Genomic DNA, 16,166 nt, shown 5'->3' with positions numbered 1-16,166 from the left:
AGGCAAGGGGTCGCTCGCCAAAAAGCGGTAAGCGATTTTCGATCTAGACCTTGAGGTAAGCTTGTTTGTGAGCCGGTTAGCTCAACGGCTGCCGGGTGGGATCCCAGGAAAAGGGAACCTTGCCAGCTCAGGCTACCATGTGGGGAACCCTCGACTTGCTCAGTCTGGAAAAGAATTTTATATTTAAAGCTTTCTGCTCCTATGGAGGCTAACAACCGGTACCATCCATCGGCCAACTTGATTGGGGAGCGGGTGCGCTGGGTACGGGAGAAGCTGCAACTCACCCAAGATCAACTGGCGGGCCGCTTGGCCAAGTACGGTGTGCAGTTGGACTACGTCAAGATTGGCCAGGTGGAAAAGGGAAAACGGCGCGTCATTGACAAAGAACTGGTGGCCTTTGCCAAGGCGTTGGGGGTATCGGTCACTTGGCTGCTGAGCGGAGATGAATCCCACCTGTAGCGGCTGGTGGGAAGATATATCCGATACAAGTATCTCGAACGAAAAGACGTGAAGATACGTAAGTATCCTGCGCTTTTCGGCGTGATCTTGGTCAATTTCCGTGTAAGTACGGTAGGCTTAATTTACGAATAGATTGGTTTGAGGCCAAACCTCATCTTTCCCTCAACCATCCGAGGGGGTAGGAGAGGCGGAGAGATACAGCGCCTCGTCAGCAGTACGGGTTTTTCCAACAAGGATCGGGATCACGGGCTTCTTCACCTAAACTTGATATTGTTGACTTGGCGTTAAGCTGCCGCCGTTTATCTGGCCGTCTATCTGTTTGTGTAAGGTTTGCCGATGCTCTCTTTCTTCTTCAATTCCAACAAGGCCAACAGCCGACAAACCGGAGGCCACCGTCTGCCTGCTGCCAGCAAAACCACAGGCACGCAACGGATCCCTAACTACAGCCGCCTGTCCGCTCCCCATGAAGTGCTCAAGCAGGAAAGGCAGATCAAGCGGGAGCAAGAGTTTACAGAAATGGAGCAAAACATCAATCGCATTCGCTACTTCTACCAAAAAGCAGATATGCCCCTGGAGATGCGACAAATTCTGACCTACCGTAAGCTGATGGAGCTGGACTACTTTACCCCGCAGGCGGCAAAAGAGCTGCTCAAGCAATGGCAGCAGCAGGAAAAGCAGGAGCAAGAACGCCGTCGGGCTTGAGAAAAGGACTACCTCCAGCAGAGTTTGGGCAGCCGAACCCTGGCAAGTGGGCTTGTTGAGCCAAGAGTTCCCGGTCTCCAGGTGGGGGAGCGTCTACGGGTAAAGGCCGCGATCCTGTAGGGCTTGGGCCACTCGGCCTACCCCTAGGGTGTAGGCAGCCAGTCGCAGCGACACTTGCCGCCGTTCTGCCTCCTGCACCACCCGTTCAAAGGCACGTACCATCAGACCTTCCATTTCTTGATAAACTCGCTCTTCATCCCAGAAGACGTAAGAGAGTCCCTGCACCCACTCCAGATAGCTCACCACCACTCCACCGGCATTGGTTAGGATATCCGGCAATACCTGGATCCCTCGCGATTCCAAAATCCGGTCGGCGGCAAGGGTGGTTGGCCCGTTGGCAGCTTCTGCCACAATCCGGGCTTGAATTTGGTGGGCATTGGCTTCGGTAATTTGATTTTCCAGAGCGGCAGGGATCAACACGTCCGCTTTTTGCACCAGTAGGTCGGCGTTGCTGATGGGCTCAGCTTGCGGAAAGCCCGCCATGCGGCCTCCCTGTTCCTTCATGTGGGCTTTGAGGGCGGGGATATCCAGTCCTTTGGGGTTATAAAGGCCCCCAGAACTGCCGGAAACCGCCACAATTTTGGCTCCTGCCTGATGCAGCAAGCTGGCCGCTGCCCCGCCCACATTGCCAAAGCCTTGGATCAACACCGTTGCCCCTGCCAGGGATCCACCGCGTCGGGCCAAGGCTTCCCGTACGGTGATCATCACCCCCCGTCCGGTGGCCAGTTCTCGCCCCCGAGATCCCCCAATCGAGAGAGGTTTGCCCGTCACTACTCCCGGCACCGCATGCCCGACATTCATGGAATAGGTATCCATCATCCAGGCCATCTCACGGGCAGAAGTTCCCATGTCTGGAGCGGGAATGTCCTCTGCAGGGCCGATATCCTTGATCAGCTCGCTGGTATAACGGCGGGTAATGCGCTCCAGCTCCGAGACCGAATAACGCCTCGGATCGATAGGGATCCCCCCTTTGGCCCCACCGTAGGGAATGCCCATAAGGGCACATTTCCAGGTCATGAGCATCGCTAAGGCCGATACCTCTTCAAGGGTGACCGCGGGATGGTAGCGGATCCCCCCTTTGTAGGGGCCGAGAACGTTGCAATGCTGCACCCGATGGCCCGCCAGCACTTGGATTTGTCCGTTATCCAGCCGCACGGGGATCGCCACCGTCACCACTTTACGGGGGGTGCTGAGGATTGCCACCCAGCCGGGATCCAGCTTCAGCTCGCCAGCTGCCCAATCTAGGTAGCTGCAGGCCTGGGCAAGGGGACAGATATGGGCGGGAGAGGGAGGGGCAGAAGAGGCCAGCGCAGGACTTGCAGCCATGGCGAAGAGAAGCAAGGGCTGTTTCCACACTATACCGCCGGGAACCGGAGAGGAACGTTTTGTAGCAAGCGTTACAAATAATTGAGGATCTGCAGCAGAACAAAACAGAGGCCGGCACTGGCCAGGGGCACGGTCAGGTTATCCAACCCCCACCAAGAGAACACCTCCAGCCCCATAGCCATCCCTCCCACCAAAAGGCTCACTCCGAGCAAAGGGAGAGAGAAGCCAAAGTACCCCAGCAGCAGAGCCGCGATCACCAAGCTGCTCACTGCCCACATGGTCAGGGATCCCTCCCAGCTTTTTTGAATGGATCCCAGTTGGTAGGGGTGTTGGCCCCAAGTTTTGCCCACCAACCCTGCCAAGGCGTCGGCCCACGTCATCACCAATATGCCGATCACCGCGAAGACCTGTCGCTGGGGACGCCAAAACCAAAACAGCAGCAGGCCAATGCTGACGGCGTAGAAACAGGTGCCAAAGCTGCGGCGACCGACTCCATTCAAGCTGGGCAAGATGGCCACCCGGTAGGAGAGCAGCGCCAAGCCGGCAAACACCAGAGAGAATCCCACCCCTAGCCAGCGAGGCACTTGCAAAGCCCAAGCCAACAAAATGATATTGCCCACACCAATGTGAATGGCCTTGCGCACCCATTCCCCGTCCACCTGCCGGGAGCGCAGCCATTCCGCAGAAGCAAATACGGCGGCCAGCCAGAGAGCATAGCAAGCAAGCTGCTGGGCCAGGCCCATGAAACGGCCTCAGAGGGTTTTCAAGTAGCTGAGCAGATCTGCCATCTCCTGAGGATCCGGCTGGAACTGGGGCATGGGAGGCGTTTTGCCACCGGTCACCTGCTGAATAATAAACCGATCCGAGCGGCGGCTGCTCACCCCCCGCAGACTGGGCCCCACCCGCCCATCCGCTTCTTCTCCGTGGCAGGCTGCACAGTTGAGGGCAAACAAGGATGCACCATGGCTAACCTGCCCCTGTAAGCTGAGGACGGCTTCCGTGTAGGGATCCAGACGAGCCTCAGCACTTAGCCAAGCCCAGGTCAATATCGCCAGCCCTAGGCCGAGGAGGGCAAGACCCAGCCGAGTTTTCTGAGACCAGACACTTGTAAAGAACTGCTGCAAGGATTTGAGGAAGGGTTGTAAACGTCGTTGGGATGGAGGTTGAAGTCGCTTTTGCTCAAACTCAACCCAACTGCCAGTTGACGACTGGCTGCTGCAGGATTGAGGAGTGTCTGAGAGGGAGGGAGGCACAGACAACGCTGAGAGAAACCGTTTCAATCTTTTACATTTCAACCAACACGATAACTCAGGAGCCTTTCCCTGCCAATAATCTGTAAAGGTATTTACTTTTTCTTAATGGTTGGCTGGGCCACGTGAGACTTTGATCCCTCTGAGGGGGAACGGTTGGGAAAGAGCCGCTCCATCACCTCCGCTTGAGCCCAGGGATCCCGGTTGAGGCTGTGGATGGCATTGGCCCATGGAAAGTGCGCCTGCAGGCGGCGGTAGAGAGATAAATTACCATAAATGACGACCGCTGCCACCCGCTCCCGATGCTGTTGCAGCCAATCCAGCACATAGTTGGGCAGGGGATCCCGAAGGAAACCTTGGAAAATCAACCCTGGGGCGTTGTCTAGAGCGGCTTCCAACCAAGGCAGGGGGGTAAGGGCATCGCTGAGCACAGGAAGCATGCCCAGGGCAGCCGGAACATGGAGGGCGGGAGACTGCAACTGCACATCGGCAGCACCCAAGGGGGGATCCTGCCAGATCCAGTTCAACCATCCGGGCTCTGCGGGCGGGCTGAGGGGCCGGCCTCCTTCCACGCCACCGCGGGCCATAGCCGCTTGACAGGGGGCGATATCCTTCTCGGCCAAGAGGGATCCCAGCTGTGCGGCTCTGTGCAGAGCAGAGGTCAGGTGGGAGCGCCTGTTGAACAACTTTCCCAACGCCGTTCGCGTCCGCGGAACGGAGTCCTTGTCCTTGGAGATGGGATCCCCCAGCAGCAAAGGCTTCAGTTGCTCGGCGGGAGAGCCACGGTTGAGGGCCGGATCTGTGGGATCCCTGGCTCCCATCCATCCGCCAAGGGCGCTGAAGTCGGTTTCTGCCAGGGCCGGCCACACCTGTTTGAGGAGAGCTGAGGCGGCGGGTAGGAGTCGCTGTTTGGCCCGCAGCACCCGCGTCACCGACTGGGCAAGCTGGTCTGTGCTGAGGGATCCCTGTTGCACCGCTTCCAAAACGGCTGCCAAGGATGCCATCGGATCGGGGGGGGCCAAAATTAGGTCGGCACCGGCCTGGAAAGCCCGCACGGCCAATGAGTTGGGCCCGTTAGCATTGGCCAGCTCTGCCAAGCAGCCTTGATCGAGGCTGTCCACAACAATAAGCCCGCCAAACCCCCATTCCTGGCGCAACAGTTGGGTTAGCCGCCCCGGCAGCAGGGTGATAGGCCAGCGCTCATCCCACTCCGGCAGCACCACATGAGAAACCAAGATCGCCCCCACCTGCTCCACCAAACCTCGAAAAGGCAGCCAAGGTCCCTCTTGGAGCTGGGCTAGGGTCAGGGTTAATCGGGGGCACCAGGGGATATCTGCTGCCTTCGGCCTACGGCCCGCCAAGGCGGCTGGAACCCGCTCCGCTCCGGCCTGAACCGACTTGAATCCCCCTTTGCCCGGAAAGGAGCTGGCCGTGGTCAGGATCCCTTCTGGAACCGCTTGCTCACATCCGCGCACGAAAGCTCGCGCCAGTTGCAAAGCAGATAGGGGATCCTCCGCCAAAGCCAGCTCCCCCAGTGGCTCTGCCACCGGGTTGAGCAGCCAATTGATGCCGATGGCTGCCGCCTCCCGCGCCGTAATCCGACCCCACTGTTCCGCCCAGCGTTCTGCCTCTGATCCCAGACGGCTCAACCCCAGGGGATGGGGAAAAGAGGTAGCCCCCTGTAGGGCCAGCCCACGACCGGCCTCTGCCGCCACCAAAAGGGGCAGAGCAGCCCATGCCTGCACCTCTTCCACCCGCAACAGGGCTTCTGCTACGTGTCCTTCGGTGATCCAGATGCCCCCGATCCCCACTTCCTGGATCAGTCGCTTGAGGGTGTCTCGACAGCAGGCTGGGGATCCCAGACGGGCCGAGACCGGCACCACCAACAGTTGCGCCACCTGCCGGGCTAGGGACAAGGGTCGATCCAGTTCCTCGAGCGGAGATCCGGAAACACTCATAGGCACAGCCGAAAGTTCGTCAGCAAGGGGAACTGCTCCCTTTGCAGAAACGCAGATCATGATAGCCACTCCTGCCGGTTGCGGCTCGCAGCGGGCTGTTGAGGGCTAACGAGAAAGCCGACAACGGTCACAGGTGCCACAGGGCAGGCCGGGCTGCTCCCCAGGGTAGCCAAAATAGGGCAAGATCGCCTGCCACCGACAGCCGCGGGCGTGGATGAGGGCTTCCATCCCTTGCCAGGGATCCTCTCGTCTTAAAGGCTGCCAACGGCGGTGCAACACCTGAAAGTGAAAGGGATCCGGCCAGTGCAGGCAGCCCATCTCCTGCAATAGACCCAGGGCCACCCGTACCTCTCCAGGCGGCAGGTCGGCGTAGGATCCCTGCTGAGGCAAGGTTTGCAGCAGGTGGCGTGCTCGGGCCTGAAGGCGCTCCTGCTGGGAATAGAAATAGGCTTGGCGCCGGCGATCGCTGGGATCCAGCAGGCCCGTCGGCTCCGAGACCAGCATCAGGGCCCGACAAGGGCCACCATCCCGACCGCCTCGTCCCACCTCTTGCAAATAATCCATCAAGCTGGGCGGGGGATGAAAATGCAGCACCCAACGCACATCCGGCTTGTTGATCCCCATGCCGAAGGCGTTGGTGCAGACCAGAAAGCGCAGTTCCCCCTGCAGCCAGGATCGTTCTAGCCGGCGGCGGGATCGCGCTTCCAGCCCCCCGTGATAGGTGGCGGTTTTCAAGTTCTGTCGGCCCAGCCACTCGGCCAGCTCTTCCCCATCCCGTCGGGTGCGCACATACACCAGACCCGAGCCGGGATTTTCCCCCAGGAATCGCAGCAGACGGCGACGACGATGCGCCGGGCTCCAGGCTATCGCGACATTGAGGGAGATATTGGCCCGCAGGGGATCGGCGCGAATGCACTCCGGATCCCGCAGCTCTAGGATTTGGCTGAGGCGGCTGCAGGTTTGGGGGTCAGCCGTGGCGGTAAAAGCGGCAATGGGAAAGGAGGACTTCACCGGGGCCAGAGCCGGGCGCAGCAATCCCAGACGGCGGTAGTCGGGCCGGAAGGATCCCCCCCAATGCACCAACGTATGGGCCTCATCCACGATCAGGCCGTTGATGTGCACCTGAGGCTGTTGCAGCCGTTGCCAAACGGGGGGGCTGAATAGAGTCTCCGGCCCCAAATAGAGCAGGCGCAGTCGGTTTTCCTCAAGGGCCTTCAACACCCGCTTGCGCAGGGCTGGATCCAGTTCGCTGTGGAGACAGGCTGCCGGCAGCTTGCGTTTCCAGAGATCCTGAACTTGGTCTTCCATCAGGGCGATCAGGGGCGAGACCACCAGCGTCACCCCTGTTTGCAGCAGGGCTACTAGCTGAAAGCACAGGGATTTGCCAAACCCCGTCGGCAACACCACCAGCGCGTCGCGCTTGTCCAGCAGAGCCTGGATCACCTGATCCTGCGGTGGGCGCAGCCTCTCGTAACCCCAGTGTTGCTTGAGGGCCTGTTGGATTTGCTGCCAATCCTGCAAACGGCAACCCCTTCTTCAACACTCTCTTCCAGCACTCTACGGCAATTCCAAGGGAAAAAAGAGCAGGGTGGAGAAAGGAAAGAGCCTCTCTTCTCGCTCCTCACTGCTTAGGCCGTGTGGTGCCGATGCTCGCAGGCTTGTGCAATTCTAGAGCTGGAGCCTACCTGCTGCTCCACAGCGTTCTCGGCCACTTCCATGACTGCCATCGACTCCTCGCGCCTGCTCCACCCCAGAACTGCCCTTGTTCACCGTCGCACTGGAGAAACGGATGTCCAAATTCATCTGAACCTGGATGGCAGCGGGCGCCATGAGATCGATACTGGGATCCCCTTTTTGGATCACATGCTGGCCCAGCTCAGCACCCACGGGTTGATCGATTTGCAGATCAAGGCCATAGGGGATCTGCACATCGACGATCACCACACCAACGAAGATGTGGGCATCACGCTGGGACAGGCTCTGGCGCAGGCTTTGCAGGATCGGCGGGGCATTCATCGCTTCGGCCATTTTTGGGCGCCTTTGGATGAAGCTTTGGTGCAGGTGGTGCTGGATTTTTCGGGTCGCCCTCACCTCAGCTATGGCCTGGAGCTGCCCACAGAGCGCATTGGCCGCTACGAAACCCAGTTGGTGCGGGAGTTTTATCAGGCGGTGGTCAACCACGCCCAGCTTACCTTGCACATTCGCCAAGCTGCCGGTCTCAACGCCCACCACATTGTCGAGGCCAGTTTTAAGGCGTTTGCCCGTGCCCTGCGCATGGCCGTAGAACGGGATCCCCGCCGACAAGAAGGGATCCCCAGTTCGAAGGGAGTACTCTAGGCATGAACTGGCCACGGAGACTGTTGGCCTTGGCTCTGGGATTGGGGACAGTTTTCTTCGGTCTGGGCCAGATGGGGGGTGCAGAGCGCTTGGGGGTGTTTCTGCCGCCTTTGTTTGATTGAGTTCTCCTTGCCCGTGGAGGATCTGGCCCGGTTTGCCCACAATGGCACGGTGAGCCGGCAGTTGGATTTTTATCTGCGGCGGCTTACGCCAGAGCAGCAGGCAGCTTTGGCAGATTTGCTCACACGCGATTTTGATCCCAGCACCTCTGCGCACTACTTTGATTCGAGACCTGAGGCCAGAACGGATCCAACTGGCCTCGTTCGCGACGGCGGTGCGGAGCACTTTCCCGTGAGAAGTGTCTTGAGCTGAGGAGCTGAGAAGAGGGCTGGCTGCTATCTTTTCGGATTATTCCCTTTGGTTTTGCTGAATCTCTGCCCATGCTGCTGTTGCTGACCAATCTGAGCGCCGTTTTGCTGTTTTTGCTCTGCCCCTGGTGGGTGCTGAGGCGGGAGTTCGGCGGCACAGGGGTGCTGGCAGGAACCTTTGGCCTCATCGACCCGCAGCAGTTGGGAATCCCGGAGACTTTGGCGGTGGGTTGGATCCCAGGGTTGAGCTGGGCCTGGGTGCTGTTGGCGCTGTTGTCATGTCTGGCTCTGGGGATCAAGGAGCGGCAAGTGCGGGCCCGCTGGCTGTACAGCTTGGGAGTGGTCGGTCTGGTTCTATTTGGGCTGGGCTTGCTCTGGTTTTATGGGGCAGTGGGGGCGGTGAATGGGGCGGCCCTGGCGGAGGGGATCCCGCCGGCTCGGTTGCCGTTGCGGCGGTTCAGCCCTTCTTTGGCTGGCTATGCCAGCTTTGCCTATGCCCTGCTGCTGTTGCTGCTGGGGCGGCTGCAGTTGCCGGGAGGAAAAGCTTTTTTGGTGCGGCAGCGGCAGATCATCGTACCCCTGAGTGCCTTGGGGGCGGCGGTGGCAGCAGGGGCGGTGGTGGTGGGGTTGCTGCGGCCCGGCTTAGGCTCCTCGCCCGATTCGCCTTTTTTTGTAAAGCTGAGCACCAAAGTGGACTTGATCACCTACACCTTTTCATTGCTGCAGGCGGCCTGTTGCCCGGCTATTTCACGGATCCCTTGCAGGCAGCCCAGGTGGAAATGGACTGCGATGAACGCTCAACTTGAGTACCTCTGAGCGGAGATCTCGTTTGCGCTGGCGCTGCGGAGCAATATGGCAACTCTGTTTTGGGCTTTGATCCCGGCTACCCTGCGCTCCACCACCCCTCTGTTGCTCACGGCCTTGGGGGGCATGTACTCCGAACGCAGCGGCGTGGTCAATATTGCCCTGGAGGGGATCATCTTGTTTGGGGCTTTGGCGGCGGCGGTAACCACCCAACGCCTGGAAGCTTCCCTTCTGGCCCAGACTCCAGCAGCTCAGGTGGGTTGGATCCCTTGGGTGGGTTTGTTGGCCGGCGCCTTAGGGGGGGTGGCCATTGCCTTTGTGCATGCGCTGATGTGCATCCGCTACAGAGCCGATCAAATTGTCAGCGGCACTGCCATCAACCTGTTGGCCATGAGCGTGCCTTCGCTGGTGCTGCAATCGTTCTACGGCAACACCACCAACTCTCAAGAAATTGTCAATCGGCTGCCGCTGTGGCATGGGTTTAGCCCCTTGGTGTATCTGGCCTTTCTGTTGGTGCCAATCTCCTGGTGGTTGCTGTTCAAAACACCCTGGGGCTTGCGGCTGCGAGCGGTGGGAGAGCATCCTCAGGCTGCTGCCACCATGGGGGTGGATGTCCTGGGTATGCGCTACGCGGCGGTGCTGCTCTCCGGCCTGTTGGGGGGCCTGGCGGGGGCCTACCTTTCCATTGGCTTTTTGAACCAGTTTGTCCGCAACATGTCAGCAGGAAAGGGCCTTATCGCCTTGGCAGCGATGATCTTCGGCAAGTGGCACCCCTTCGGGATCTTGGGCGCAACGCTGTTGTTTGGAGCCACCGACGCCCTGGCCATCCAACTGCAGGGAGGAGATGTGATGCCGCCCGTGTTGATCCAGGCTTTGCCCTTTGTGTTGACGATGGGGGTTCTATCGGGAATGCAGGGCCGCGCCCGCCGCACTCGTCCGCCGGCTGCCTTGGGCAAAATCTACAGCAACTGAGAAAGAGCCCAGAATTAAGATCCAAGTTGCGGGCTTGGGCAGCAGTTAGTCAGGTGATCGGGGTCGATTGCACATCCCTGGTGGGTGCGCTAGTTCTGGACGCGATTCTCAGTGTGGGCCTGTTGGCTCCCGCCTTGGCAGCCCAGATGGGGCAAAGTCTAGCCGGTAGGGATCCCCATTTGGGTTTATTCTGGACTTAGCCATCTTTCCAGAGTTGCACCTCAGCTTATGCGGGATCCAGAGTCGAAAACGGTTTCACCCCATCGGGATTCTGGCGGTGGCCAACCCTGGAGGCTCTTGTTCCAAGCAGTCGGTAAATCAATCTATGTTAGGGGGGGATGAAAACCATGGACATTGATCTCCGTCCGCTGATCGTTCTGTCGCCCATTGTTTTGGTGGTTGCCTGGGCTGCCTACAACATCATCAAGGCTGCCATCAAGGGAGAAGCCAAGCTCTTCGGAGAGAGGGGCAACAACCCCTTCGGCAGAGGCGGGAGCTGAACGTGCGGATCCGGTCACAGCCGGCAGGCTCAGTATGCTAGGCGAAGCAACCCAGGCAGCGGTAACCCCTTCCGAGGGAGCCCGCTCAACATCCGCCGATGTGATTGTCATCGGGGCGGGAGTGGCCGGTTTGGTGTGTGCAAGGCAACTGCTGCGGGCAGGGCTCCAGGTTCTGGTGCTGGAAAAATCGGCAGGCTTGGGCGGGCGCATGGCCACCCGTCGAGTTGAACATGCTGGGCAAACGGTGCCAGTGGATCATGGGGCTCAATACCTGACTGCCGATTCGGATGGCTTTTATCGCTGGGTGAAGGAGCTGCTGGGCCTGGGGCTGCTGGCGGAATGGACGCGCTCGCTGCATGTGCTGGATCGAGAAGGGCTGCGCCCAGAGGATCCCAACGACGAGAAACCACGCTACGCTTGCCCCCAGGGCATGACAATGCTGGCCAAACACTTGGCTGCCCCGCTGTCGGTACACACCCAAACTCGTGTGGTCAGCCTCAAACCTTTGGTAACCACCTGGCAATTGAAAGCGGAGAACGGCCAATGCTACGAGGCTGCTGCCTTGGTGGCGACAATCCCGGCCCCCCAGTTGCTGCCCCTGCTCCGGGAAGGGATCCCTTCGGCTGAAAACCTGTTGCCTCTGCTGGAATCCGCCCAGTATCAACCCTGCCTTGCGGTTTTGGCGGGCTACTCTGAGCATACGCCGCCTTGGAAGGGGATCAAGTGCTTGGAGGATCCGATGTTGGCCTGGCTGGGACTGGACAGCAGCAAGCGCCTGCAGCCGCTCCCGCCTGTGGTGGTCTTGCATGGGGGGGCGGAGTGGTCATCTCTGTACTTGGAGGCCGGCCCCTCTGAGCTGGAAAAGGCCGGTCGAGAATTGCTGGCCCACGCAGCCCAACGGCTGGATCCCTGGTTGGCTTCGCCACAATGGATGCAGGTGCACCGTTGGCGCTACGCTTTGCCTTTGGAAACCACGGGATTGGCCAGCTTAAGCACCCGTGTGCCGGTTTCCGCTGCTGAGGGATTGCCTTTGGTTTGTGCCGGCGATTGGTGCGCCGGAGGGCGCGTAGAGGGGGCTTGGCTCTCAGGACACAATGCCGCCAAAACCTTGCTCGAAATGCTTTCTGGGAAATGAGGGTATGCACAGGCCGACCCGGTCGGCAGGGCAAGTGCCTGACCTGGCGCAGGACAGAGATGACGGCAAGACCACTGGGAGGGTAGGCTGAGGGCCGCTGAGAATTTCCACCCTCTGGGCCGGGGAGTGTGTCAAGCTAAAGGGTGGATCCCCCGGCAGATGCTCTCCTCTCCACTCATGTCCAGAATCTGTACAATCTACCGCCGTGCGCAATTTGCCGCCAGCCATCGGTACTGGTTGCCCGAACTCTCAGAAGCCGAGAACTTAGCCCGCTTTGGCCCCAATGCCCGTTTTCCCGGCCATGGCCACAACTATGTGCTGGAGGTGGGCATGAGTGGTGAGGTGGATGACTATGGGATGGTGCTCAACCTCTCGGAGGTGAAGCAGGTGATCCGGCAGCGGGTGATTCAAGATCTCAACTTTGCTTATCTAAATCAAGCTTGGCCGGAGTTTGCCCAAACCTTGCCCACTACCGAGTTTATCGCTTACGTGATTTGGCAACGCCTGGCCGATGCCTTGCCCCTAACCAGCGTCCGTCTGTACGAAGATCCTGAGCTTTGGGCCGAATACCGAGGAGAAGCCATGCAAGCCTACTTGACTGTTGCCACCCATTTCAGCGCCGCCCACCGCTTGGCTCTGGATCACCTGAGTTTTGAAGAAAACAGCGCCATCTACGGCCTCTGTGCCCGTCCCCACGGCCACGGCCACAACTACGGCCTGGAGATCACCGTCAAGGGATCCATCGACCCGCGCACGGGGATGATCGTGGACTTGGCGGCCCTGCAGCGGCTGATCGAGGAGCAGGTGGTGAAGCCGCTGGATCACACCTTTTTGAACAAAGACATTCCCTACTTTGCCCAGGTGGTGCCTACTGCCGAAAACATCGCCCTCTACATCCAGCGGCTGCTGACTCTGCCCCTGCGGGAGCTGGGGGTGCAGTTGCATCGGGTTCGCCTGCAGGAGAGTCCCAACAACAGCAGCGAGGTCTACGGGGAGTTTCCGCTGGAAGAGCTGCTCAACTCCTCAGAAGGACAAGATGTGGCTTCTTCCGCTTCTGGCAGCCGTATTGCCATGCAGGGCTGATGCGGCCATCATGTTGGATCTCCATCATGTTGGATCTGGTTAAGCTGAGCGGGCAAATTCCTGCGTTCACTCGGCACCTGCAACAGGAGTCGAAAGCCAGCCAAGAACGCCTGCGCCAAGCCTGGCAAGTTTTCGAGCGCTGGCAGCAGGAGCCGCAGGTTTGGCAGTCCCGCTGGGTGGAGTGGGGATCCCATCTGTCGTTTGTTTGCGCCAGCCCCGCCGAGCCGCCGGAAGCCTGGGGATCCCTGCCCAAGGTCGAGCCTCTGCAGGGGCGACACACGGTGGTGGCCACGGATGGATCCCAGATTTTGCCCAGTCACCACGAGATTGCCTACTGCTCGCTGATCAATGTTGGGCGCGTGGTTCTCCACTACGGCACCCAGGAGTGGCCGCTCCTGGACAGCCAGCCCCTGCTGCTGTATGGAGATGGGCCCCTTGCCCAGCAAAACCGCTCAGACTCCCCTCTCTCGGAACCGCGGGCAGAAGGGTTGCCGAGGGCCCCCCTTAACCGGCGAGACTCTCGCCCGCAGCGCGCTCCAGGTGAACGCAATCCTACCAGCGGCACGGAGTCCTCGTTGGGGCTGGAAGAGATACTGGCCTTACGACGCTCCCAAGCGGAACTGGAGGAGCTGGCTCGTTTGGCCCTGTCGGTGCCCCGTCGCCGCACCACGCTGGCGCTCCTGGATGGATCCCTAATCCCTTGGGGACTGGAGCCTCTGCCCCAGTCGGCCCGGCGCCCCTGGTTGGATCCCATTCTGGCGACCTTGGAGCAGTTGCGGGCGGCCCGCATTCCTCTCGTGGGTTACATCAGCGCCTCCCGCAGCAGCGAAACCCTCAACTACCTGCGCTTGGGGCTGTGCCCGTACCTGGGCTGTGACTGCTACCGCTACTGTCCCGGCGAGAAGTCTCCTCCCTGCCATCCCTTCGCCCCCCTGGCAGACCGCGTCTTTTGGGGATCCCTGCTGCAGCCGGGAGAGCGCAGCCCCCTTTGGCGCAGCGGCGCCAGCGTGTTGGACGCCTTCGGGGAACACCACGTCCACTGTTGTTACCTCAATGTTGGCGAGGGATCCCTGGGCCAAGCCGAAATTGCTCGCCTGGAGTTTCCCGCTTGGGTGGTCCAGGATGCGGAGTTGCTGCAGCGGGCTCTGGCAGGGGTGCTGAGCCAAGTGCACAAGGGCTTTGGCTACCCCATCGCCTTGGCGGAAGCCCATCATTTGGCGGTGGTGAGAAGCGGGGATCGGCAGCGGTTTTTTGCCTTGATCGAGCAGGAGCTGCTCCGGGCCGGCCTGCGCCACGTGGCCGTCTCCCGCAAGGAAGCCCAGAAGCGGAGTGGCATTGCCTGAACCGACGCCGGGGATCCCTGGCACCCAAGAGAAGGCTGTAGCCTATTGAGGGGATCCCCATTCAACGGCTAGGGTTGCCAAGGTGTCCCAATCCTGTCTCTGTTGCCGACATGACCGACATGATGATCCGAGCCCCTCTGCGCAGCCTCATCTCCCCCCTCACCCACGACCCCCTTTGGTACAAAGATGCAATCATCTACGAGCTGCCGGCACGGGCCTTTTTCGACAGCGACGGCGATGGCGTGGGCGACTTCCAGGGCCTGACCGAAAAGCTGGACTACTTGCAAGAACTGGGGATTACAGCCGTCTGGCTGCTGCCGTTTTTCCCCTCGCCTTTAAAAGATGACGGCTACGACGTTTCTGACTTTACCAGTGTTCACCCTGACTTGGGCACCCTAGAGGACTTCAAGATCTTTCTGGAGGCTGCCCATAAGCGGGGGATCCGCGTCATCATTGAGCTCATCCTCAACCACACTTCGGATCAGCACCCCTGGTTTCAGCGGGCCAGACGAGCTGCCCCCGGCACCCCCGAGCGGGACTTTTACGTTTGGAGCGATACCCCCGAAAAGTACAAAGAGGCCCGCATTATCTTTCAAGACTTTGAAGCGTCCAACTGGACCTGGGATTCAGTGGCCAAGGCCTACTACTGGCACCGCTTTTACTCCCACCAGCCAGATCTCAACTACGACAACCCCGCCGTACAAAAAGCCATGTTCGAGGTGGTGGACTTTTGGCTGAGCTTGGGGGTAGATGGCATGCGGCTGGACGCGGTGCCTTATCTCTACGAGCGGGAGGGCACCACCTGCGAGAGCCTACCGGAGACCCATGCCTTTCTCAAGGCTCTGCGCCGACACATTGACCAAAGGTATCCTGGCCGCATGCTGCTGGCGGAGGCCAACCAGTGGCCAGAAGATGCTGTGGCCTACTTCGGCGATGGGGACGAGTGCCACATGGAGTTCCACTTTCCCCTCATGCCACGGCTATTTATGGCCATCCAGATGGAGGATCGCTTCCCCATCATTGACATCCTGCAACAAACCCCTCCCATTCCTGAAACCTGCCAGTGGGCCCTCTTCCTGCGCAACCACGACGAGCTCACCCTGGAGATGGTCACTGACGAGGAGCGGGACTACATGTACCAGGTGTACGCCAAGGATCCCAACGCGCGGGTGAACCTGGGGATCCGCCGCCGCTTGGCCCCCCTGCTGGGCAACAGCCGCCGCCGCATCGAGCTGATGAACAGCCTGCTGTTTTCTCTGCCCGGCACGCCGGTCATCTACTACGGGGACGAGATCGGCATGGGGGACAACATCTACCTGGGGGATCGCAATAGCGTGCGCACCCCCATGCAGTGGAGCGCCGACCGCAACGCCGGCTTTTCGCGGGCCAACCCTCAGAAGCTCTACCTGCCCATCGTCATCGACGCCGAGTACCACTACGAAGCTGTCAATGTGGAGGCGCAGCGAAACAACCCCCATTCCCTGTGGTGGACCATGAAGCGGCTCATCGCCGTGCGCAAGCGATTCCAAGCTTTTGGCCGCGGCTCCTTTGAGCTGCTCCACCCAGAAAACCGCAAGGTGCTTGCCTTTGTGCGAGCCTACCGCGGCGAGCGCATCTTGGTGGTGGCCAATCTCTCCCGCTACGCCCAGTGGGTGGGGCTGGATCTATCGCCGTGGGAAGGATTGATCCCGGTGGAGATCTTTGGCCACACCGAGTTTCCCCCTATTGGGCGACTGCCCTATTTCCTAACGCTAGGCCCCCATTCCTTTTACTGGTTTTCCCTTGAGCCCAAAACGGAGACCATCCACCTCAGCCCCAGCAAAGCGGAGGAGCAGGAACGCCTGGTCCCTCTGGTTGTTCAAAGTGGTA

General features: G+C 60.0%; 16 protein-coding genes. 11 read left to right on the top strand and 5 right to left on the bottom strand.

What is annotated here, in order from left to right; all coding sequences use genetic code 11:
- Nucleotides 1-201 precede the first annotated feature (201 nt).
- Both NW819_RS05625 and NW819_RS05620 read left to right on the top strand, forming a co-directional pair.
- Nucleotides 202-459 (top strand): helix-turn-helix domain-containing protein, encoded by a 258-nt coding sequence (locus NW819_RS05625; RefSeq protein ID WP_414413157.1) that lies wholly within the window; start codon nt 202-204, stop codon nt 457-459.
- Between the two features lie 336 nt (nt 460-795).
- Nucleotides 796-1,161 carry a hypothetical protein gene (locus NW819_RS05620; RefSeq protein ID WP_414374207.1) on the top strand — a complete coding sequence of 122 codons (366 nt, stop codon included), beginning with the start codon at nt 796-798 and terminating at the stop codon, nt 1,159-1,161.
- A 93-nt stretch (nt 1,162-1,254) separates the two neighbouring features.
- Here the strand turns inward: NW819_RS05620 and NW819_RS05615 are convergent, their stop codons facing one another.
- From NW819_RS05615 to NW819_RS05595, 5 genes are all read right to left on the bottom strand, one after another.
- Nucleotides 1,255-2,547, bottom strand: a complete 1,293-nt coding sequence (locus NW819_RS05615) for a Glu/Leu/Phe/Val family dehydrogenase (RefSeq protein WP_414413156.1) — start codon at nt 2,545-2,547, stop codon at nt 1,255-1,257.
- A gap of 71 nt (nt 2,548-2,618) precedes the next feature.
- Complete coding sequence (locus tag NW819_RS05610; RefSeq protein WP_414413155.1) at nt 2,619-3,290, bottom strand: diacylglycerol/polyprenol kinase family protein; 672 nt, start codon at nt 3,288-3,290, stop codon at nt 2,619-2,621.
- A gap of 9 nt (nt 3,291-3,299) precedes the next feature.
- Nucleotides 3,300-3,593 carry a c-type cytochrome gene (locus NW819_RS05605; RefSeq protein WP_369791762.1) on the bottom strand — a complete coding sequence of 98 codons (294 nt, stop codon included), beginning with the start codon at nt 3,591-3,593 and terminating at the stop codon, nt 3,300-3,302.
- Nucleotides 3,594-3,892: 299 nt separating this feature from the next.
- Nucleotides 3,893-5,713 carry a glycoside hydrolase family 3 N-terminal domain-containing protein gene (locus NW819_RS05600; RefSeq protein WP_414413154.1) on the bottom strand — a complete coding sequence of 607 codons (1,821 nt, stop codon included), beginning with the start codon at nt 5,711-5,713 and terminating at the stop codon, nt 3,893-3,895.
- A 147-nt stretch (nt 5,714-5,860) separates the two neighbouring features.
- The gene (locus tag NW819_RS05595; protein ID WP_414413153.1) at nt 5,861-7,276 is read right to left on the bottom strand and encodes a RecQ family ATP-dependent DNA helicase; all 1,416 of its coding nucleotides are present in this window, start codon (nt 7,274-7,276) and stop codon (nt 5,861-5,863) included.
- A 195-nt stretch (nt 7,277-7,471) separates the two neighbouring features.
- Between NW819_RS05595 and hisB the strand changes: the two genes are divergently transcribed.
- The 9 genes from hisB to treS all read left to right on the top strand — a co-directional run.
- Nucleotides 7,472-8,092, top strand: a complete 621-nt coding sequence (gene hisB / locus NW819_RS05590; RefSeq protein ID WP_414413152.1) for an imidazoleglycerol-phosphate dehydratase HisB — start codon at nt 7,472-7,474, stop codon at nt 8,090-8,092.
- Nucleotides 8,093-8,206: 114 nt separating this feature from the next.
- Nucleotides 8,207-8,464 carry an alpha/beta hydrolase gene (locus NW819_RS05585; RefSeq protein WP_414413151.1) on the top strand — a complete coding sequence of 86 codons (258 nt, stop codon included), beginning with the start codon at nt 8,207-8,209 and terminating at the stop codon, nt 8,462-8,464.
- A 68-nt stretch (nt 8,465-8,532) separates the two neighbouring features.
- Nucleotides 8,533-9,276 carry a hypothetical protein gene (locus NW819_RS05580; RefSeq protein WP_414413150.1) on the top strand — a complete coding sequence of 248 codons (744 nt, stop codon included), beginning with the start codon at nt 8,533-8,535 and terminating at the stop codon, nt 9,274-9,276.
- 36 nt (nt 9,277-9,312) lie between these two features.
- A complete protein-coding gene (locus NW819_RS05575; protein ID WP_414330799.1) occupies nt 9,313-10,236 on the top strand; it encodes an ABC transporter permease in 924 nt (307 codons plus the stop codon).
- A gap of 347 nt (nt 10,237-10,583) precedes the next feature.
- Entirely contained in the window at nt 10,584-10,736 is a 153-nt protein-coding gene (locus tag NW819_RS05570) for a photosystem II protein Y (protein ID WP_414330801.1), read from the top strand.
- A 34-nt stretch (nt 10,737-10,770) separates the two neighbouring features.
- The gene (locus NW819_RS05565) at nt 10,771-11,871 is read left to right on the top strand and encodes an NAD(P)/FAD-dependent oxidoreductase (protein WP_414413149.1); all 1,101 of its coding nucleotides are present in this window, start codon (nt 10,771-10,773) and stop codon (nt 11,869-11,871) included.
- Nucleotides 11,872-12,048: 177 nt separating this feature from the next.
- Nucleotides 12,049-12,954, top strand: a complete 906-nt coding sequence (locus NW819_RS05560) for a 6-carboxytetrahydropterin synthase (RefSeq protein WP_011432318.1) — start codon at nt 12,049-12,051, stop codon at nt 12,952-12,954.
- Nucleotides 12,955-12,980: 26 nt separating this feature from the next.
- Entirely contained in the window at nt 12,981-14,297 is a 1,317-nt protein-coding gene (locus tag NW819_RS05555) for a DNA double-strand break repair nuclease NurA (protein ID WP_011432319.1), read from the top strand.
- Nucleotides 14,298-14,407: 110 nt separating this feature from the next.
- A partial coding sequence (gene treS, locus NW819_RS05550; protein WP_414413148.1) for a maltose alpha-D-glucosyltransferase occupies nt 14,408-16,166 on the top strand: 1,759 nt, incomplete at its 3' end.

Origin of the sequence: Synechococcus sp. R8-2, assembly GCF_047461715.1 — a bacterium.
Taxonomy (GTDB): Bacteria; Cyanobacteriota; Cyanobacteriia; order Thermostichales; family Thermostichaceae; genus Thermostichus.
This window is presented reverse-complemented; position numbering and strand designations above follow the sequence as displayed.